Origin of the sequence: Desulfotruncus arcticus DSM 17038, from assembly GCF_900113335.1 — a bacterium.
Taxonomy (GTDB): Bacteria; Bacillota; Desulfotomaculia; order Desulfotomaculales; family Desulfallaceae; genus Desulfotruncus; species Desulfotruncus arcticus.
The window spans coordinates 154,567-175,571 of the sequence record NZ_FOOX01000007.1 but is presented as its reverse complement, the minus strand read 5'-3'; the positions used below and the strand labels follow the sequence as shown (position 1 = coordinate 175,571).

At 45.5% G+C, this 21,005-nt stretch carries 20 protein-coding genes; 1 reads left to right on the top strand and 19 read right to left on the bottom strand.

Annotated elements, in window-relative coordinates:
• Nucleotides 1-11: 11 nt before the first annotated feature.
• The 19 genes from BM056_RS11215 to BM056_RS11125 all read right to left on the bottom strand — a co-directional run bounded on the left by BM056_RS11215 (nt 12) and on the right by BM056_RS11125 (nt 19,145).
• A complete protein-coding gene (locus BM056_RS11215; protein WP_092471498.1) occupies nt 12-1,382 on the bottom strand; it encodes a sigma-54-dependent transcriptional regulator in 1,371 nt (456 codons plus the stop codon).
• Complete coding sequence (gene atoS, locus BM056_RS11210; RefSeq protein ID WP_238456422.1) at nt 1,375-3,198, bottom strand: two-component system sensor histidine kinase AtoS; 1,824 nt, start codon at nt 3,196-3,198, stop codon at nt 1,375-1,377. The genes BM056_RS11215 and atoS overlap by 8 nt, the downstream gene beginning before the upstream one ends.
• Nucleotides 3,199-3,462: 264 nt before the next feature.
• Entirely contained in the window at nt 3,463-4,566 is a 1,104-nt protein-coding gene (locus tag BM056_RS11205; protein WP_092471497.1) for a sulfite exporter TauE/SafE family protein, read from the bottom strand.
• A 4-nt stretch (nt 4,567-4,570) separates the two neighbouring features.
• Nucleotides 4,571-4,834 (bottom strand): hypothetical protein, encoded by a 264-nt coding sequence (locus BM056_RS11200; RefSeq protein ID WP_092471496.1) that lies wholly within the window; start codon nt 4,832-4,834, stop codon nt 4,571-4,573.
• A gap of 428 nt (nt 4,835-5,262) precedes the next feature.
• On the bottom strand, nt 5,263-6,090 hold the full coding sequence (locus BM056_RS11190; protein WP_092471494.1) for a YkgJ family cysteine cluster protein: 828 nt from the start codon (nt 6,088-6,090) through the stop codon (nt 5,263-5,265).
• 88 nt (nt 6,091-6,178) lie between these two features.
• Entirely contained in the window at nt 6,179-6,439 is a 261-nt protein-coding gene (locus BM056_RS11185; RefSeq protein WP_092471493.1) for a hypothetical protein, read from the bottom strand.
• Nucleotides 6,440-6,463: 24 nt separating this feature from the next.
• Complete coding sequence (locus BM056_RS26205; RefSeq protein WP_165613481.1) at nt 6,464-6,625, bottom strand: hypothetical protein; 162 nt, start codon at nt 6,623-6,625, stop codon at nt 6,464-6,466.
• An 80-nt stretch (nt 6,626-6,705) separates the two neighbouring features.
• Nucleotides 6,706-7,701, bottom strand: a complete 996-nt coding sequence (locus BM056_RS11180; protein WP_092471492.1) for an HD domain-containing phosphohydrolase — start codon at nt 7,699-7,701, stop codon at nt 6,706-6,708.
• Between the two features lie 238 nt (nt 7,702-7,939).
• A complete protein-coding gene (gene ade / locus BM056_RS11175; protein WP_092471491.1) occupies nt 7,940-9,727 on the bottom strand; it encodes an adenine deaminase in 1,788 nt (595 codons plus the stop codon).
• A gap of 185 nt (nt 9,728-9,912) precedes the next feature.
• Entirely contained in the window at nt 9,913-10,152 is a 240-nt protein-coding gene (locus tag BM056_RS11170; RefSeq protein ID WP_092471490.1) for a hypothetical protein, read from the bottom strand.
• A 220-nt stretch (nt 10,153-10,372) separates the two neighbouring features.
• Nucleotides 10,373-10,852, bottom strand: coding sequence for a 3D domain-containing protein (locus BM056_RS11165; RefSeq protein ID WP_092471489.1), 480 nt, complete (start codon nt 10,850-10,852; stop codon nt 10,373-10,375).
• Nucleotides 10,853-11,184: 332 nt separating this feature from the next.
• Nucleotides 11,185-11,520, bottom strand: coding sequence for a cupin domain-containing protein (locus BM056_RS11160; protein ID WP_092471488.1), 336 nt, complete (start codon nt 11,518-11,520; stop codon nt 11,185-11,187).
• 167 nt (nt 11,521-11,687) lie between these two features.
• Nucleotides 11,688-11,882, bottom strand: a complete 195-nt coding sequence (locus BM056_RS11155) for a hypothetical protein (protein ID WP_092471487.1) — start codon at nt 11,880-11,882, stop codon at nt 11,688-11,690.
• 154 nt (nt 11,883-12,036) lie between these two features.
• A complete protein-coding gene (gene recD2, locus BM056_RS11150) occupies nt 12,037-14,205 on the bottom strand; it encodes an SF1B family DNA helicase RecD2 (RefSeq protein WP_092471486.1) in 2,169 nt (722 codons plus the stop codon).
• Between the two features lie 94 nt (nt 14,206-14,299).
• The gene (locus BM056_RS11145) at nt 14,300-14,806 is read right to left on the bottom strand and encodes a mismatch-specific DNA-glycosylase (protein ID WP_092471485.1); all 507 of its coding nucleotides are present in this window, start codon (nt 14,804-14,806) and stop codon (nt 14,300-14,302) included.
• A 104-nt stretch (nt 14,807-14,910) separates the two neighbouring features.
• A complete protein-coding gene (locus tag BM056_RS11140; protein ID WP_092471484.1) occupies nt 14,911-15,588 on the bottom strand; it encodes a hypothetical protein in 678 nt (225 codons plus the stop codon).
• A gap of 89 nt (nt 15,589-15,677) precedes the next feature.
• Entirely contained in the window at nt 15,678-16,673 is a 996-nt protein-coding gene (locus BM056_RS11135; protein ID WP_092471483.1) for an inorganic phosphate transporter, read from the bottom strand.
• Nucleotides 16,674-16,686: 13 nt separating this feature from the next.
• The gene (locus tag BM056_RS11130) at nt 16,687-17,301 is read right to left on the bottom strand and encodes a DUF47 domain-containing protein (protein WP_092471482.1); all 615 of its coding nucleotides are present in this window, start codon (nt 17,299-17,301) and stop codon (nt 16,687-16,689) included.
• A gap of 197 nt (nt 17,302-17,498) precedes the next feature.
• Nucleotides 17,499-19,145: a PucR family transcriptional regulator gene (locus BM056_RS11125; protein ID WP_165613480.1), complete on the bottom strand. Its 1,647-nt coding sequence runs from the start codon at nt 19,143-19,145 to the stop codon at nt 17,499-17,501.
• A 477-nt stretch (nt 19,146-19,622) separates the two neighbouring features.
• Between BM056_RS11125 and BM056_RS11120 the strand changes: the two genes are divergently transcribed.
• Nucleotides 19,623-20,990: an aspartate aminotransferase family protein gene (locus tag BM056_RS11120; RefSeq protein ID WP_092471480.1), complete on the top strand. Its 1,368-nt coding sequence runs from the start codon at nt 19,623-19,625 to the stop codon at nt 20,988-20,990.
• The last annotated feature ends 15 nt before the right edge of the window (nt 20,991-21,005 follow it).

Below are 21,005 nucleotides of genomic sequence, written 5' to 3'. Positions count from 1 at the left end.
GAATACCTCCATTACTCAATAATCCCCAGTTCCTTCATTTTTGCGTACAGCGAACTTCTATTAACTTTTAGCGCCTGAGCCGTAGCCGAACGATTCCAGTTGTTTTCCTCAAGTGCTTTTAATATGACTTCTCTTTCCACTTCGGCAACAATTTCTTTCAGTGAATCTCCCTGGATTTCGCCAAGCCACTCCACGCGGCGGCCATCTTTTCTAAAACTTAGGGGCAGATCCGATACTGTTAAGAGCGGTCCGTTGGACATTAAAACCGCCCTCTCACAAACGTTTTTCAATTCCCTGATGTTGCCGGGCCAATCGTAAGCTTCAAGCAGCTTCATGGCTTCGTCGGAAAAACCCGTAATTGTCTTGCCGTGCTCCAAGCAGCAGGTTTTAATAATATGGTCGATCAACGCCGGAATATCTTCCTTGCGGTCCCTTAACGGGGGAAGAACAATGTCTACAACATTAATGCGGTAAAACAAGTCCTCCCGGAAAGTTCCCTCATCAATGGACCTTTCCAAATCCTTATTAGTGGCGGCAACAATACGCACATCAACCCGAATGGTTTCCGTGCCCCCCACCCGCTCAAATTCCCTTTCCTGAAGAACGCGCAGCAATTTGGCCTGGGTTGAAAGTGACATTTCTCCAATTTCATCCAGGAAAATAGTGCCCAGATGAGCCAGCTCAAACTTTCCCTGTTTAGATGCCACGGCCCCGGTAAAAGAACCCTTTTCATGACCGAATAGCTCACTCTCCAGCAGGTTTTCCGGTATGGAGGCACAATTAATTTTTACAAAATTTTTATTTTTGCGCACACTGTTAAAATGAATGGCCCTGGCAACCAGCTCTTTGCCCGTGCCGCTTTCCCCCCTGATCATTACCGTGGCGTTGCTGTTGGCAATTCTCCCTATGGTTTTATAAATATTCTGCATTGCTGCAGATTGCCCGATCATAATATCCTTATCGACCCGGTTGGCTTTATTATTATGGTGCCCGGCCTTTTGCAGCATTTCACGAACTTCCACCGCTTTTTTCAGGGTTCCCAGGAGTTCATTAATTTTCAGCGGCTTCATTACGTAATCAAATGCGCCAAGCTTCATGGCCTCAATGGTGGTTTGGGTGGTCCCGTATGCTGTAATCAATATAACCGGCACATCCTGACCGCGCTGGTTGATGATTTCAAGCGCTTTGATTCCGTCCATTTCCGGCATGCGGATATCCAGCAGCACGGCATCCGGATTTAAGCGCTCAATTAAATCAAGCCCCTCCCTGCCGTTGGACGCGCATTCCACCCGGTAACCGCTGTCACCCAGTATATCGCTCAATGCTTCCCGCACGCTTTGTTCGTCATCCACCACCAGCACCAATTTGGCCAAATTAAACATCCTCCCCGGTCTTTAAGTAAAAGGTGAATTCTGTGCCTTTCCCAACCTCGCTATCCACTTCTATATGCCCGCCATGCACTTGAATTATTTCATGGGCTATGGCCAGACCCAGCCCGGTTCCTTTGGGACGGGTGGAATAAAAGGGATCAAACAGATGTCCGTGGTGTTCCTTCGCAATCCCGCACCCGGTATCAGCTATTGAAACATTAACCATCCCGTCGACCTTATTATCTCCCGTGGAAACAGTAATAGTGCCTCCTTCAGGCATAGCCTGGATAGCGTTAAACAGCATATTGACTAAAACCCGTTCAATTTGTTCAGGATCGATCCATACTTGCGGCACATTGGGGTCAAGATTTCTGATCAGGCTGTATTTGCCATGGTGAATTTCATTAAAGAAACTTAATACACTTTCAATCAGGGAATTAATATCTTTGGGTACCAATTTAGCCTCGGCCGGCTTGGCAAAATAAAGCAGCTGGTCAACAATAGCGTCAAGCCTTGCCACCTCGCGGTTAATTGTAGCCAGCGCTTTGGGGCTGGGGGTGCTCTGGTTTTGCCAGTGCTGCATGTAAATGCTGATTGATGTTAGGGGGTTTCTAATTTCGTGGGCCACCCCTGTCACCAGTTTACCCAGGGAAGCCAACCGTTCCTGCCTTTGGGCCTTCTCCCTGAGACGCATACGTTCTGTTATATCACGACATAACAGCACCACGCCAATTTCCCGGCCCTTGGCGCCAACCAGCACAGCGGTGCTGATTAAAAGCTCCACCACACTGCCGCCACCGTTATTGGCCCAGGAAAGGTGAAGGTCTTTATAATTAATTTTGTCGTCAAGGGTTTTATTGATTAATTCAACGAAAGGGCCGCCGGCAGGCAATAGTTCATGGTAAGCTTTATCCCTGTAGTCATCCGGCAGGAACATGAGCCTGCGGGCCATGTTATTGGCAATCATAATCTTACCGTCAACATCAACCACCAGGATGGCGTCGTCTATGGATGCCAGCATTGTTTCGTTATAAATGTTCAAATCAGCTATTTTGTGGGCAAAACCATTGACAGCTTCCACGATTACACCCAATTCGCCGGGGGCAGGCTCCAGCGTCTGGTTTAAGTCATTTTCCAATAATTTTACGCCATTTTTGATACTCTCAACCTGACTGACCAGCTGTCTAAAAATCAGTACCGCCCCGGTGGTACCTGTTATTACTACCATGGCGATAAGGGAGTACACCGTATATTCAATTTCCCGGCGTTTGGCGTAATATGTTGTTTCACCCAGGTATTCGGCGGACCTGATCACGCCTTCCACTTGGCCGTTTCTGGTAAAGGGTTTGTAAACCTCAACTATCCCGCCCTCTTCTTCACCCACATTTTGCTCCACAGCCGATTTTTGCTCCAATACAGCCTCAAACACCTTTTTGCGGCGCAGTGAATAATTCTCGCCAAAACGCTGCGTACCGTCATAATAAACATCCAGGTCAGTGTACCAAAGTCCGATGTGAACATCGGGGTATTCCCTGCGTACTTCATTAATGACCCCGTTAATATAATTACCCAGGGCTACAACCTGCTTTTCCCGGTCGTCCCCGTTAAGATTCTGTTTGGCCAGGTAATCCCTCAGGCTACCCTCCAGATTTTGGTCGAACAGGTAAGCGACCTGGTCCAAACGGGCATTCTGGTGGTGCAGCAGAGACAGCTCGCTGTTACGGATGATACTCATCAGGTAAACTGTAAGCATCACCGTGAGAAAAAGCAGCAGCGAGACCACCAGTAAAATTCTATTGCCGAAAAAAATGTTTTTATTGCTCATCATTGATAATACTTATACTCCAAATATCAGTTTGGTTACTACCCTTAAAAAATATTTTTAAGTTACTTGTATCTGGCGCTCCGGTGGTTCCAATTCATTAGTCAGAATTTAGTCCTGACTCCTGACTCCTGACTCCTGACTCCTGACTCCTGACTCCTGACTCCTGATACAATTATAGTTTTTTTGTAATTCGTAAATCAAGTTACAAAAAACAGACGCCGACGATTACTCACCGGCGTAACATAACCTGTTTTTTTTAACAACCCTTTAACTGGATACTTCTGCTTTGGTTGCTTCAGATCCGGCAAGAGCTGCGCGTCCCGCCCGGCGATACGCCTGAAGCATCCAGAATAAAATGATACCGACTCCAACAATCCCGCTGCCGAATAAGAAAACATTGCTGATAGTTGTCACCAGTGCACCGGTACCCTCAGATAAAGCAATCCTGCCCATCTCGCCGAGGTAAACGGGTATCATGACCAACCGGCTCAGTGCCACCATGGCAATAATGGCCACCATTACCATCCTCATTTGTGTGCCGCGCACAACCCTGGTGCCGATAGCGCCCAGATTCACGCCGATCAGCGACCCGATATAAAGGATTAGTGTTATCCTGATGTCAACCAGGCCGTGCAGCGAGTAGAGAAATGCTCCCTGAGCGCCGGAGAATATCGCCAGAAACAATTCGGTTCCGGCAGCCACATAAGTGGGAATCCCCAGCAAATAAATCATTGCCGGTACTCCGATAAAACCGCCCACCCCAATAGTCCCGGCCAAAAAGCCGGTAGCAAAACCAACCAGTAAAGCCAGCCAGAGGGAAGCCCTGACGCCGGCCACTTTGAAATTAATCATCGGCGGCAGATTCAGGTTGCGAATCCTTTCAGCCAGCGGCCTCTTTCCGTCATTCTGAGCCGTACCTTTTTTTTGCTTCATTATATCTCTGAACATAAACCACGAAACCCAGGTGAGAATAATCACAAAAACAACGCTAATATACATATCTGAACCGGCTTCGCCCATTTTTGCCAGTATGCCCCGGCTCATGGACACTGCCACCTGCACCCCGGCGAAAAGCGCCAGAAACATGACCAGGCCCATGCGCATATCCACATTGCCAAATTCACTGTGTTTCTTGGACCCCATAATAGCCTTGCCGAATTTATGGGTAATGTTAGCGGCCACCGCCATAATGCCGGGAACACCCAGGCTCATCATGGCCGGAGTCATGATAAACGCCCCCCCGCTGCCAAGGAATCCGCTCAGCACGCCACCAACAAGGCCGACTCCGAAAAGGGAAATTACTGTTTTGGGAGTCATCGCGATAAATTTAATCGCTTCTACCGTTGCCGGAATTTCTATTGCACCCGACATATTATCACTCCTCTCTTAATTCCTGGGATTTAAGTTTTTCCTGCAATGTATATTTAAGTATATTTGATGCTGCAGTTCCGTATAAGAACGAGGCCAAAAGAACGATTACAACTGCGGTTAGCGGCGCGTAGTAGGTTTGACTCTGCAAAAGTTTATTTATAGCGTCAATTTTAGTAAAAACAAATACATACAAAACCGCCGTCCCGATTAAACATAAGAATGCCTGTGATATGGCTGTTTTTTTATTCTGTACGTGCTTTTTAGCCATAAAGACTTCCCCCTTCCACATTATATCTGTAACATCCGGAGCAAAGTTTTGTATTTAACACCCCCTTAATGTTTTTGTAATTTAAGGTGCAAACCGGATGCCAAAGGGGTTGCGGCTGAAAAGCCTTATTTATAGGCACTTTGTGAAAAAACAAATTTTCATAAACTGTTGTGAAATTGGTCAACCGTGATTTAAATCCCAACATCAACTCTATGTCGGAATGAATGTGCCGTTTGTAACAAGTTCTTTTATCCCCAGATTGTCTGAATATGCATCAACGCAGTTTCATTCCCAGCTCCGGTATTTCAATAAAAGTACTATTTTTTTTATGTTGGTGCCGCATTTTGGCTGCATGGGCGGAACATGGAAAAGCCGGGCACTGTATTCAGCACCCGGCTTTTAGTCCAATACTACCTAAAATAATTGTTTTAGTCGCCCGTGGTAAGCACTTTTTTCATCCGGTCCATTAAGCTCCCGGTAAAGGCTGTCTCCGCCGTTTCAATACCGGGACCGTAACCTAAGCCGGCGGCCATATCCGTTAAAATCAGCTTGACCGCTTTCATCCGGCGCCGGTGAAATTCCTCGTGCCCAATTTCCTCAACACGTAATCCCAGCTTGTCTCTAAGCATATCCGGAGCAAATAAAAAGGGAATAATCATTTGCACTACTTTTGGGCTCATCCATTCCCTGCTGTTCAACTCGGTTACGGCATAGTCTACCAATTCAGTATACTGGTCCGACATGCGGTAGTAGGTGTAGGCATCGGCATCATCAAACCATTCCTGAACCGTCCAATTTTGCCCGTCTTTATGTCCCAGGCAGAACTTCATCCGGTCCACCATGAAAACCCGCTCTTCCTTAATTTTTTGGCCGTTGTCTTGTATATATCGCACTGCCCGGCCAAGTGGATAGGTGCGGCAGTTCCTGGACCTGGCCGGGTAAATAGAGCATTTACCGTCCTCCAGCATAAAAGCACAATGTCCTTCTGCGGCGTGAGCCAGCCAAACAGCCGGCCATCCGGTACTTGTATCGATTTCCATCATACAGTAATCGCTAAAAAATTCACGGTTGGAAATGCCAAGGTGCCTGGCCATAACCTCTATGTCCCAGGGGTCTAATAAAATGGTTATTTTCTGACAGCACCGGCCCATACATTCCTGACCGCAGGAAAATTGAAAACCGTCTTCCGGCTTAAGCTCTTCAAGTGTCCCCAGCTCCAGTTTTTCCAATATACCCTGCTGAAAATCAAACGCCATCGCTATGTTCCTCCCTTAGATTAATAAAGAAGACTTGGTTCAGTGAGGTTTTGACCCCACCTGAACCTTAGTCGCACTTATTTCGAGTTTATCCCACTATAATATTGCAGCGGGTTTGTGCTGTGCAACCTCCTAAGATCACGGGTAAATCCGCTATTGTCATCCCATCAACCCGTTCCAGAGCATTCACGGCGAAACAGGCATCCCAGAACCGGTGATAGGTATAGGTTTTTTCCGCTCCTACCAGAACTTTTTCCCAGGTCAAGCCAAAATAATGCAGAAATTCAAGCGTAAATGACTGTTCATCGTCATCCGGCACCCCCGTCCAAACAGCTTGCAGGTTGCCCACGGCAACCACCCTGCGGGGAGTGTCTCAACCAGGCTCGTAAAAATAAACGGGAACATTATTACCCGCTTGCTTTAATTTTTCCCCGTCCATAGTACCAAAAACAACTATGCTATGCTCTGCTGCTATGCGGCAGGCAGCGTCCAACTGGTCCCGGTTCACTGCGGCTATTATATATTCATGTAACATTTTTAACTACCTCCACTATGAATATTTGCTGGCCGGGGCTTATTATCCTGCCGGCAAAACAAATCAAATTAAGGCTGGAACTAAAGGAAAGTTTGATTGTCCTTGATAATACGTTGCAAAGCATCTACAGCTTCACCGTCCCACCACCCCTTGTGCACTTCTTCCCATAAAAGGCTAATTGCTTGATCAATGCTCAATGCTTTTCTGTAAGGGCGGTCGGAAATAAGGGCATCGAATACGTCAGCAACTGAAAGAATTCTTACTCCCAGTGGTATTTCTCCGGCTTTTAACCCATCCGGATAACCCGAGCCATCAAGTTTTTCATGATGATTTCTAATAAACACCAGCAGGTGCCGGGCGGTAGATAGAGAAGCCATAATTTTTTCGCCAACTAACGTGTGCTGCTGAACAATACTATATTCCTCCCGCGTAAGCAGCCCCGGCTTGCGAATTAATTCCGATGAGAGCCCTACTTTGCCAATATCATGAACAATAGCCCCTTTTTTTATATTAGCAATACTACTCTCGTCCAGACCCATTTTTTGCGCGATCCGGCCGGCAACCCGGGCAACGCGCTCGGAATGGCCTCTGGTATAGGCATCCCGGGCATCAATTATTCGGGCTAAAAAGATAAAAATGTTTTCTATCGTTTCCATCTCATCGCGTATTTTCTTCGTGCGCAGCAAAGATCGTACTCTGGCCAGCAGTTCCATATGATCAAACGGTTTACATAAGTAATCTTCGGCCCCAGCATCCAACCCGGCCACTTTATCTTTAATATCTTCAAGGGCCGATAGCAATAATATGGGAATCGATCTGGTGCGGTGGTCACTTTTTAAATAGCGGCAGAACTGCAAGCCGTCCATTCCAGGCAGCATAACATCCAATAAAATCAAATCGGGCGGTTCCCGCCGGATAGCTGTTTGGGCGCTTGCGGCATCAACACACAAATTAACCTGATAGCCTTCAGCGCTTAAAAAGGCTTCAGTTAATTTGGCGGCTCTGGGGTTATCTTCAACCACCATTATTTTACTGTATTTTACTTTTGTTTTTTCGAAAAAGATACAATCTTTCATTAATTTATCACCCTAATTATTATTGACCTACCGGAAATAGTTTTTCTGTGTCACACCTGGCGTATCAAGAAATTGAGTTGAGACACTTCTATAGTAAGCTCAATACTTTAAAAAATTTTAACTAAGTTATTAAAAATTGCTTACATTAGTTACCAAATTTTTGGTGCGATACAACAAAAAACGGCTACAAGCCGTTTTTAAATCATAAAATTAACTTTTTTAACTTGGCATTTATCTCCTACGCCATTAACTCGACCAGCTTAAACTCCAGGGTATCAACCAATCCCCGGTTGGTCAGACGCAACTCGGGCAAAACCGGTAAAGAGAGCAGGGACATGGTCATAAAAGGAGCTACCAGGCGGCAGCCCAGTTCAACCCAGGCTTTTTCAACAGCATGCACCTGTGCGGCAACTTCTTCCACCGGCTTGTTCGACATGAGGCCGGCTATGGAAAGGGGAAGCAGCGCCAGCACTCTGCCATCCCGCACGACTGCCATGCCGCCGCCGCATTCCGCTAAAGTATTGCCAGCCAGGGCCATATCAGCATCATTCATCCCCACAATTAAAAGATTATGACTGTCGTGGGCAACCGTTGAGGCTACCGCGCCCTCCTTAAATCCGAAGCCTTTGACCAAACCAAGTCCCATACTGCCGTTACCTCCGTGCCGCTCTATAACAGCTGCCTTGGCCAAGTCCCCTGCAACCGTGGCCTGCAGTTCTCCGCCTGTTACGGTGATATCAGCGGTAAGGTGCTTTGTAATTACGCTGGCCTCAATAATTTCTATAATCCGAACATTAACCTTTTCTGATGCTGTCTGAACCGGGATTCTGAAGTTTTCGGGTTTGAGTTTTTCTTTTAAATGCACTGAATTTAATGCGTTCTCCGGGTAACTGAACCCGGGAAGTTCTACCAGCATTTCTCCCGAGGCCGCCACTATCTGCCCGTCCACCATAACCCTGTCAATTTCCACACCGGCCAGATCAGTGAGAAAAATTATATCTGCAAAACGACCGGGGGCAATTGCTCCAAGGTCCTGACCCAAACCAAAACACTCGGCAGTATTAACGGTAACAGCCTGAATAGCCCGAATGGGGTCCAACCCCTCGCTGACTGCCCGCCGCACAACATGATTTAAATGCCCGGCGGTAAGAAGGGTGTCAGGATGGCAATCGTCGCTTACCAAAATTGCCCGGCGGTTTTGCACCCCGGTTTCGGTAAGGCTTTTAACCGTTTCTTTTACATCATGCCAGGCCGAGCCTTCCCGCATCTTGGCGTACATCCCCAACCGCATCCGGTTCAGTGCATCCCCGGCGAGAACCGATTCGTGACAGGAAACAATGCCTGCTGCGGCATAAGCAGCCAGACCCTTAAAATCTCCCGGCATAGAATAGTGCCCCGTTACAATTTTTCCGGCTTCCATAGTGGCTTTTAGTTCGCCGTGCACCAGATCATCCCCGGACAACACACCCGGGAAGTTCATCATTTCACCCAGGCCGCAAATGCCCGGCCACTGCATGGCTTCGGCTATATCTTCCGGCCCGAATTGAGCGCCGGCATCTTCAAATCCCGGTGCCGCCGGCACGCAGGAAGGCATGGTCGTGAACACTTTAAGCGGTAAATTAAGCCCCTCGTCAACCATCATTTTAACCCCGCGCATTCCCAGAACGTTGGCTATTTCGTGAGGGTCCATAAAGACAGCCGTAGTACCCCCCGGAAGAACGGCCCGGGCAAACTGGGTTACAGTTACCATACTGCTTTCCACATGAACGTGGCCGTCCAAAAAACCGGGACACAGGTAACAACCCGCCGCATTAATCACTTCCGTATGCGGGCCCAAAGTGTGCTCTACGTCTCCTACGGTGGCAATACGCTCACCCTTGATGGCTATATCCCACAAAAGGATTTCACCGGTAAAAACATTGACTACTTTTCCCCCACGGATAACCTTATCAGCAAAAGCTCTTCCGGTGGCCACTGCTACCAGTTCCCGGGTAATGTCCGACAACGGACGCCTTAATAAAACCATAAAACACTCCTATCACCAATTTAACGTTAACTAACATCCGCTAACGCTGAACCCTCAGCAAAATGAAAAAGGGGTATTTACGACAACCGGTCCTCAACCACAATTTTCCGGGAAGGATTAATAAAACCCGGGCGCACACGAAAAGGGGACACACCTCTTCGAGGAATGTCCCCATATTATCGAGGTCAGTTAGGCTTCATCCTGGCGTTAATAAGATAAGTTTTACCGTCATGACTCCCCCGGGATTGATATTGATAACCGCTTTCGTCCAGGCAACTGAAGATCCGGTCCGCCTGGTGGGCATCCGCAGATTCAATACTGATGCTTAGTTCATCATAAGGCCCCATTTTAACTAACGTTTTCCTCACCCGGTCAACAGCATCATTATCAATCTCAGGCTGCAAGGTTAAATTGACTTTTCCCATCGACAGCATAACCCCCCTTTTTTTCCCTAGTTTACCCGGATGCGGAAAATATATAATATTCAGTATTCAGGAGTCAGAATCCAGTAGTCAGAATGGCTATTTAAGTCTGTGTTCCAAAGTCAAAGAACTTTCATCAGGCCTCAAGACTCTTTCACTGACCTTCGACTTTGGACTTTCGACTTTTGATTCATGCTTAAGAGGACCGCTGAGTAGTTACAATCTAACTATCATTTTTTTCTATTACCAATTGAATTTTGCGCCTACCCCATTCCAGGCACTTTTCATTACTTTCCATAAAGATATCTACAGCAACTCCTTTATTAACGCTAACCCGGGGAATTGTATCTTCAGCTACCCGCGTGCCGATTCCTTTAATATAAACTGTGCTGCCTATGGGAATTGTTTCCGGATCTACGGCGATAGTGCGACCCGCACTGGGCCAGGTCCCGGAAAACGTTTGATTGCCGGTATGGCTGTAAGCGGTAGCTTCAACCTCCAGTACCGTCTCCCTTGGCAAATCTTTATCGCTGCGCGAAGGCAACCGCAAGACCGGCCTGCGCAATTCAGGGCTTGCATTAGATATTGCTTGATTTTTATTACTAAGTTCAACTTCATTGTCATTATCAATGATTAATTTTAACATGCTCAAAACAGCAATTACAACCAGGGCGCAAATCAGTAATACTTTTAATGCTCTCACCAAATCTCACCTTTTACCATCTCTCTTTTCAAAAGCAACATATTGTTTTTGAAAATAAAGATGTTTCTATCATTTTAAGATGCTTTCAATTTTCTTCCACAAGCATCCTTCCATAAAAAGGTAATCTTTAGTCGAAAAAAATTTTTTGCCCGACAAAAAAAGCCGGGTTAATCACCCGGCTTTAAAAATACTCAGATTTTGTTTATGCTTCCCGTATCATGTTTTCCACCAAAAAAATACTCGGCTTTTCCCTGCCCATCCAATACAATGTCGATATGACCAAGCTTATCACCGGAATTTATATGGCGGGCAAGTTATTAGCTTTCTGACGTTTAGTCTTGGTTATCCGGAAGATAATCCTCCCTAACCGGGGCAAAAACCTCTACCGCCACCGAATTTTCAATTATTTCAGCCCAGTGATCCACGTCTCCCGGAATGACCCAGCTGTCGCCGGGGAGAACTTCATACATTTCCTCACCGATATAAAGGATTATCTTCCCTGATACAAGATATCCTGTCTGCTCCTGTGGATGGCAATGTTTGGGCAAAATTTTTCCCTGTTCCAAAATAAATTCCGTCAGAAGTGTTTTAGCCCCGTAAACCAGAGTCTTCCTTTTTATACCTTCAATAACCGTAATATAGCCCTGATCATCTCTTTTGGCAAACATACGACACCCGCCTCCCTAATTATCCAGTTATCAAGCCAAGTACATTATAAACTAAATATAGTTACTCAGGCAGTCAGAATTCAGTAGTCAGTAATCAGAATGCCCCGGAGAAATGTTTCCGCCGGTTTTCTTATTCTGACTACCGACTCCTGGCTTCTAACTCCATATTAGTCTTCATCACTGGGCATTAATACACTATTGCTTTTTCGGTCCAGAGCAGCCAGAGCAGCATCAAGGCGCCTGCGTTTCCTTGTAGCTGGGCGTCCCGGGGACAATTCCCCCGGACGGCCATATTTTCGATATAATTCATTAAGTTGGTTTGGTGAAAGATGATAAGTCCGGCTTTCAAGTTTTCTGTCCATAGTTCACACCCTGAAAGTGATTTTTTTTATTGTTTGACTTTTGTATTGATTTATTACGGTGTAATTTATGGATAATCAGGCATGAGGACAATAAGGAATGGGGACACACCTCCTCATTGGGTCAAGGCTTTGGAGTCGGAGGTATGTCCCCAACTTATAGCCGGTCTTTCAAACTGGTATAACGATTCAACGGCTTATTGTTTTTTACCGCCATGGCTAAGGCCCGCCTGCTTCCGACCAGAACAACCAGCGCCTTTCCTCTGGTTATAGCGGTATAAATTAAATTTCGCTGCAGCATCATAAAATGCTGCGTTGTAACCGGAATAATCACAGACCGGTATTCACTGCCCTGGGATTTGTGAATTGATACGGCGTAAGCGGTAACCAGTTCGTCCAGTTCCGAAAATTCATAGGTTGCCACCCTGCCATCAAAATTAACTTTTAACTCCTGATTCTCACGGTCAATAGCTATAATCTTACCAACATCCCCATTAAAAACTTCCTTATCATAATTGTTGATTAACTGCATTACTTTATCATTAACTTTATAGCGTCTTTGCCCCCTGGTAATGCCGCCCTCACCGGGGTTAAGCAGTTCCTGGAGTTTGGCGTTAAGGTTGGCCACCCCCAGTTCACCCCTGTGCATGGGTGTTAAAACCTGAATATCATCCACCGGGTGAAAGCCAAATCTTTTGGGAATACGTTCTCCGCAAAGCATTAATATTTTATGCAAAACATTAAGCGGTTCTTCTCCTTCGATAAAATAAAAATCTGTCAGCTCACCGCTGGGCAAGCTGATATCGGGGAATCTGCCCTGATTAACCAGGTGCGCGTTAACCACGATCCGGCTTTGCCCGGCCTGACGGAAAATCTCAGTTAATTCAACAACTTTAAATTTGCCCGAGTCAATGATGTCCCTCAACACGCTGCCCGGTCCCACCGAAGGCAGTTGATTAATGTCACCCACCAATATCAAGGTGGCATGAGTTGGAACGGCTTTAAGCAGGTGATGCATTAAAATAATATCAATCATCGAAGCCTCATCAACAATAATAACATCGGCATCCAGCGGATAATCCTGATTTTTTTGAAACCCGCCTCTCCGGGGAGCATATTCCAGCAGCCGGTGGATGGTCCTGGCATCAAAGCCGGTTGCCTCCTGCATGCGCTTTGCCGCCCTCCCTGTGGGGGCAGCCATTAACACTTTTAATTGCAAGGCCATAAACACGCGCATAATCGCCTTAATGATAGTAGTTTTGCCGGTCCCGGGACCGCCGGTAATTACTAATACCTTGTGCTTAACGGACAGGTTAATTGCTTCTATTTGTTTTTCCGCCAGTTTGGTTTGCAGTTTTTCTTCCACCCAGGTTATCGCTTTATTGGTGTCAATAGACCGGATAACCGGCTGTTCGGCAATTAATTTCAGAAGCCTGGCAGCCGCCCCGGTTTCCGCCACATAAAAAGGCACAAGATATACCGCTTTATTATTGGGAGTAAAGCCCTCCTTAAGATCATTCATATCCTCCAGGATTACCCGCTTTTCTTCAAACAGCAGTGCAATAGCCTGAACAACAACATCCCGGTCAACTTTCAGCATTTCGGAAGCCTTGGCCACAAGGGGTTCATAAGGGAAGAAAACATGACCCTCGTTGGTTGTTTCATTTAAAACATAAATAATACCTTCTTTGACCCTTAATACAGAATTGGGGTCTATACCCATGTTTTGAGCAATGTGGTCTGCAGTAATAAAGCCAATTCCATAGATATCCGCCGCCAGACGATAGGGATTGTTTTTTACTATTTCTATGGAATCGCTGCCGTATTCCTTGAAAATTTTGGCCGAATATCCCGCGCTGACCCCGTGGCTTTGCAGAAACAGCATTATTTCCTTAACCTCTTTTTGATCCAGCCAGGCCCTGGCAATCATATCAATGCGTTTGGAACCGATGCCTTCCACCCTGGAAAGGTCATGAGGCGAATTTTCAATTACATCCAGTGTGTTAAGCCCGAAAACCTTTACTATCCGTTTGGCCATTACAGGACCGATGCCTTTGATCAAGCCCGAACCCAGGTATTTTTCAATACCATTTACAGTGGCCGGAACAACCGTCTCATATTTTTCAACTTGAAACTGTTCGCCAAATTTCGCGTTATTGACCCACTTGCCGGTAAGCCGCAAGGATTCCCCCGGGTTAATACCGGTCATGTTGCCCACAATGGTGGTAAGACCGGTTTTTCCTTTTTCCTGCAGCCGGGCTACGGTAAAGCTGGTTTCCTCGCTATAGTAGGTGATTCTCTCCAAGTACCCGTAAATTATTTGCATCAAAGGTACCCCTTAAAAAATCTTTTATCCATAATAACAGCAGGCGCACAGTAACAAGGCGATCTCATCAAATAACCTTAACTTAATTAAACCATTAATTCAACAGTTCTTTCAACCGGGCATATATTTCTACGACATCGGCCGGTTTCATACGGACAAGGCCGCTGGAGGACGGTGCAACAAAATCTACAACTCCCGGTACCACAGATTCCTGCTGGATACCCCAGGGGACGGTTTTTCGCCCGCTATATTCACGGTAGACTCCCTTGCCGACAAAACATACTACTTGAGGCTGATAACGAAGTATTTTATTGAGCAGCGCCAGCCTGCCCCCGGCATACTCCTGTTTGGTTATTTCCGAAGCCGAAGCGGTTGGGCGGGCCACAATATTGGTCAGCCCGTAGCCAAGCTGCAACAATTCCTTGTCTTCCTCAGGTTTATACTTACGTGGCGTCAGACCTGCTTCGAACAAAATCTTCCAGAACCTATTATTGGGGTTAGCGTAATGATGTCCGACCTGGCCAGAGCGAATACTTGGATTATAACCGACAAAAATAATTGCAAGTCCTGCTTGCAGGTGATCAGGTATCGGCTTTAACATAACAACCCCCCCGCTCATTGTTTTAAATTATAACACTTCACGATTTTAAAATATTGCCGTCAAAAAAACAAAAACCCGGAATTTGCACCGGGAGGTTTGGAAAACTATTCTTTTGCTGATGCCGGCAGGTACTGATCAACCTGGGCTTCAATTGTCAACATCTCTTCTTCGGTTAACTCCCGGTCTAAAAAATCTTGTAAAACTTTAATCGACGCCCCTAAAGCAACCCTTCGAACATCAATTTCCGTTTTCTTTTCTTCCACGGGTTTTGGTTGATTATCGTATTTCGACGACGGGAGACCCGGGCTTAATTTATTTGCTAAAACATCCAAATAGGCTTCTTGATCCAAACCAGTTTCTTCTCTGTCAACTATGGGGTTTAGAGTCTCAAAATCACGTTCCGGCCATTCATCATGCGACCGGGATTCTATTTTTTTATTTTCCTCTTCCAACTGATCCGGCCCATTTGCAAATTTAACCGGTACCTCATTAACTTCTTTCTTTTGGGACAGGCGTCGCTCTCTGGCTGCTTCCTTCTTTTTAGCGTATTTTAAAAAGGAAACTTCTACTTCTCCTTCAACCTGTAACAATTCAGTTCTGTGCTGCTCTAAAAAAATCTTATTTAATGGTTTGTTTCCCTCAATCATATCAATCAGTTCGATCTGATTGGCTATTAACGCCTGTAACGAAGGGGATACCTTTATGGGTACCCTGGCCAGGTCACGGTCTACCTCATGACCCGAAGGGGTTAGTATCACTTCCTGCTTATTCTTCTTAGCCAAAATAAACACTTCCCGTTATTTGATACCAATTATTTCGACAGAAAATTATTTGATCCCTTTAACCAAACTAAAAAAGAGCTCTAATAGCTCTAAAAAATTGAAATTATTGAGTAGCATAGCGCGGCAATAATAGCGGTTACCGGTAAAGTTATCACCCAGGCTGTAATCATCCTTTGTGCGGTCAACCATTTTACCGAGGCGACACTTTTGGCCGACCCCACACCCATAATTGCTGAAGAGATAACGTGGGTAGTACTTACCGGTTGTCCCAGCAGGGTAGCGCTGATGATAACTGATGCCGATGTTAAATCAGAGGAAAAGCCACTGATGGGCTGGAGCTTGATTATTTTCGATCCTACGGTCTTAATGATTTTCCAGCCACCGGCAGATGTTCCGGCAGCCATAGCAAGCGCGCATACTATTTTTACCCAAACCGGTATCTCCATTGTTTGATGCAATCCCCCGGCAATCAGCGCAAAGGTGATGATCCCCATGGATTTCTGTGCATCATTGGTACCATGGCTAAATGCCTGAAAAGCCGCAGTTACAATCTGCATATATCTAAACCCCCGGTTTACCGATCGGGGATTGGCGTTTTTAAATAGGAATCTTAAGATATTCATTATTATGTATCCAATTGCGAAAGCAGCAAATGGCGAAATGATCAAAGCCTGCAGAATAGTTAAAAACCCTTTAAAATTTACACCTGACGTACCGGCGGCCACAAGTACCGAACCGGTTAAAGCGCCGATAAGAGCGTGGGATGAACTGCTGGGGATGCCTAAATACCAGGTAATCAGGTTCCAGGCAATAGCCGCAATCAGAGCTGCCAGTACAATGACCAGCCCATTTTCAAGTTCAAAGGGGTCGGCGATTTTGCCGCCAATGGTTTTGGCCACCCCGGTAAACGCCAGCGCCCCCAGCAGGTTCATGGAAGAAGCCAGCAAAATAGCCATCCGGGGGGTAAGCGCCTTGGTTGATACAGATGTTGCAATGGCATTGGCAGTATCATGAAACCCATTGATAAAGTCAAAAGAAATGGCCATTAGTACTACAACAGCTATCAAAATAAGAGTAGTATCCATAAACAATTCTCCTCTATGAGTTCCGCATGATTAAAGCTTCAAGAATATTGGCCACATCTTCACACGCATCGGTAACACCTTCCAGCATTTCATAGATCTCTTTTTTCTTAATAATCAGGATGGGGTCATTGTGTTCTTCAAATAAAGTCATCACGCATTCTCTTACCAACTGATCGGCTTCATTTTCCAGCTCATTTATTCTATAAATGTGTCTTTCCATCTGCTGCATTTTTTTCTGCGCCAACAGATTGATGGCCGTAACTATTTCTTCAGCGCAATTAACAATCATCTGGGCAAATAATTTAATATATTCATCGGCTTCTGTTACCTTGTAGATTTCCAGCCGGTCGGCAACAGCTTCAATTCCGTCTACAACATCATCTAATTTTAGAGCTATTCCCAGTATATCTTCCCTTTCCAGCGGAGTGATAAATGTTTTATTCAAGGCGTGAATAATAGTATGAGTAAGCTCGTCCCCTTTATCCTCAAGAATTTTTATTCTTTCGGCATAGGATTCAACATCCTTAAGGTTGCTAACTTCTTCCTGGAAAAGACTGCAGGCCTCCATTAAATTATCAGCACTTTGCGAAAGCGTTTCAATAAAAATGTCCTTTTTCTTGAAAAACATGGTTAATCCTCCTAAAAATATTAAGGATATGTAAAGAATATTAAATTTAGCCTGTCCAATTAGAACTATATCACTATTTCTGTAAGATGAATATTAAATCCAGATTAATTTTTCCCCACAGCTTTCCCCATTTATTGCTGAGATAACCAAAAACCCCGGCCAGCCGGGGTTTAAGTAAAGTGAAATACAAATTAGTCTTATTCAAGCGCCTGTAAAAATTTATGAATGTAGATGGCCATCTGCAGTTGAATTCGGTGATGGTGATTTTTCAAATTCATTCCCGTTTTATATTCTATCCTGCTCAACCTGTATTTCAAGGTATGCCTGTGGATATAAAGCGCACTTGCTGTTTGCTGGATATTTTGATTCATGGCCAGATAGGTTTCAAGGGTTTCCATCAACTGGTTGCCGTGTTTGCGATCGTATTCCACCAATACTCCCAGAATATTATCACGCATGGCTCTCAGGTCGACTTTTTGTTCATAAAGTTCGATCAACCAGTGAAAAATCCCCAAGTCGGCATAAAAACAAATCTGGTTGCGTGATTTTAAAAAATGTCCAAACCTTAAAGACAATTCAGCTTCTTCAGCACAGCGCGCCAGGTGTTCAATTAAACGGCGGTTACTGCCGATGCCGATAACAATCTTGATATTAGGGGACACAGCTGACCATCTTTCCTGTATTGCCTCAGCCGCGGCGCTGATTTCTTCACGGAATAAAGTTTGCCCTTCCAACAGCAGCACCAAAGAATTATGCCGGAACTTAACAAAGATTTTAATATTGCTTGCTTTAAAAACCTGCTCCGCCATTTCGCAAAGAATGATCAAGTTTTGATCGACCCCGGTATCTCCTTGTCCGGCAATAATGTTGCATAGTTTAATAATCAGAACATTGTGCGGCACGGAAAAGTCAAAACCCATTATTTTGCCGCGTTCCATAATCATTGAGGTGTTAATCCATTTCCTGGCCAGTATTTCTTCCAGGAAGTCCCCCTGCATCCGCCATTCCGTTTCTTTAACGGCATTGATCTTTAAAAATTCAATTGCACAGACCATGGCAGCGTGCCTGATGGATATCCGATCAACCTCCGTCGTGAGCTTCAAAGGTTTTGAGATCACAATATAACCGTATGTTTTTTCATCGGCGGCGATGGGGGCCACCATATTCATCATGGGCATATTTTTCCTTAAAGACTCGTAGCATAGTATTTCCCTTTGGTCAAGAACGTCTTTAAACTCCTTCACCGTCAGGGAATTAATTAACTCACTCTGGTAATGGCTATTATATTTCAAGGGGTTTTCAAAGGCGGTGGCCTCCCAATTGACATCGTAAACAGCAGCGTTTCCACCGCAATATTTGGATAAGAGCTCGGCAATAGCAGGGAAACTTTTGTTTAGCAGCATCAACTGCAGCAGCTCCTGGTGAATAGTTTCGGAGAAATCCAGCAAATCGTACTGGCTTTGAACAATTTTTTGCAGTATGGAACGGGTAATGTCGGAGAAATTTAAAAAGCTGGGAAGTTCAATCAAAGGCAAATTAAATTGATCCGCCTGTTCAATAAACTCATTACTGATTTCCGGCAGGTAAAAACCGGTCATTATTGCCACACCCGAAAGCTTCTTATCAGCGAGTCTTTTAATAAACTCTGATTTTTTACCCGTTTCCCATTCAATGCCATAAGCGGTGGTTATCAGCAATTCCCCTTCGGCCAGCCTGCTGATGTCTTCAAGGACTTCAACAATGGTTACCCATTTAATTCTTTTATCCAGGCCTTCTTTGCCGGCCAACAGCTTACCATACTTTAAAGCGGTATTGTCCAGCGCCTCCCTTACGGAAAGTGCCATCTCGTCAGCCCCCATCTTATCAGCATTATAAAGAATACTTGGTTCAGGTGGGGTTTTGACCCCATCTGAACCTTAGTCGCACTTATTTCGAGTTTATCGCCACTTAACTCCATTAGTTGGGGACATTCCTGTCCCCAGAGAAGTACCCAAGCTTCAGCAGGTGTGTCCCCTTTCCTTATGCGAGGCGGGAGTCTTAGCGGCGGTTAACGAGATTAAAAGTTTGGTTAAAATATTTTAAATATTATAACAGCGAAGCCTTTATAAGGTCTACCGGAAAAATTCTCACGCTACTTGTAACCGGCGCTCCGGTGTTTCCCTCCGTGCACTGCGCAATTTACCTCACTATCCTGACGAGACTGTTTTTATACAAAACGTATAAATTTTCGTCAAAAAGATGAGTGCCTTTGACCTATAGATTATTCCGGGACTATTTCATATAGTTGACTAAAGAACAACTTTGCAGGGCAGGTGAATGGTATGGAACATACCACACATTTAATTAAACCCGATCTTTCGAAAGACTATCCCAAAATATCCTACGGCAAAGGTATTTACCTTTATGACACAGAAGGGAAATGCTATGTCGACGGTTGTTCGGGAGCTGTCACCGCCAATATCGGACATGGGAACATAACCATTGCCAGGGCCATGAAGGAACAGGCGCTGAAGGTGGCATTTTCATACAGGACACAGTTTACCAACCAACCTGCCGAGGATCTTGCCCAAATGGTAGCCCACCTTGCACCCGGTGATCTTAATTGGGTGTTTTTTGTTAACAGCGGCTCTGAAGCAACGGAAACAGCAATGAAGATTGCTATTCAGTATTGGCAGGAAAAAGGTTATCCAACTAAAAACAGGGTTATTTCACGCTGGATGAGCTACCACGGCATAACCATGGGCGCCCTCTCCATGTCCGGTCATACGGCCCGCAGAAAACCATTTACCCAGTTATTACAGGATTATCCCGTGGCATCTCCGCCATACTGTTACCGCTGCCCAATGGGACAGAATTACCCCAACTGCAATTTATTATGCGCCGCCGAGTTGGAAAGATCAATTAACCTGATCGGCCCTGAAAACATTGCGGGCTTCATATTTGAGCCTGTCATCGGCGCATCCGGCGGTGCCATTGTTCCTCCGAACGGCTATTACGACAGAATTGTTGAAATATGCCGGCGTCACAACATTTTGCTCATAGCTGACGAGGTCATGACCGGCTTTGGCAGAACCGGGCCAATGTTTGCAGTAAAGAACTGGGGTATTGAACCCGACATCATGGCAATCGGCAAAGGGCTAAGCGCCGGTTATGCCCCCATTGCCGCCACTGTGGTGGCTGACCATATCATCGAGACCATTACCCGGGGCTCGGGCAATATAATGAGCGGCCATACTTACAGTGCCAATCCGCTATCCTGTTCTGTAGCACTGGCGGTAATAAAATATTTGCTTGACCACCGCATTATTGAAAAAGTTCAAACCAACTCCAGGTACCTGCAAAAAAAGCTAACTGAATTAGGACGAAAACATCCGATCATCGGCAATATCCGGGGGCTGGGCCTGATGTGGGGTCTGGAACTGATAGGCAATTATATTACCGGGGAACCTTTTAATGATGCGCTGAGAGTACCGGCAATGGTCATCAACCAGGCCATGGAAAACGGTTTACTTATCTATAACGCCAGCGGTGGCTTTGTCGGCCCGGCCGGAGCTGCATTTATGGTAACACCGCCGCTGACCATTAACAAAAAAGAAATCAACCTGCTGGCTGACCTTCTTGACACAACCCTGAGCCAAATTGAAATAAAGCTGGCTGAATATACCTCGCTGCAAAGATGCGGCAGTTAAAAATTAAAGGTGGTG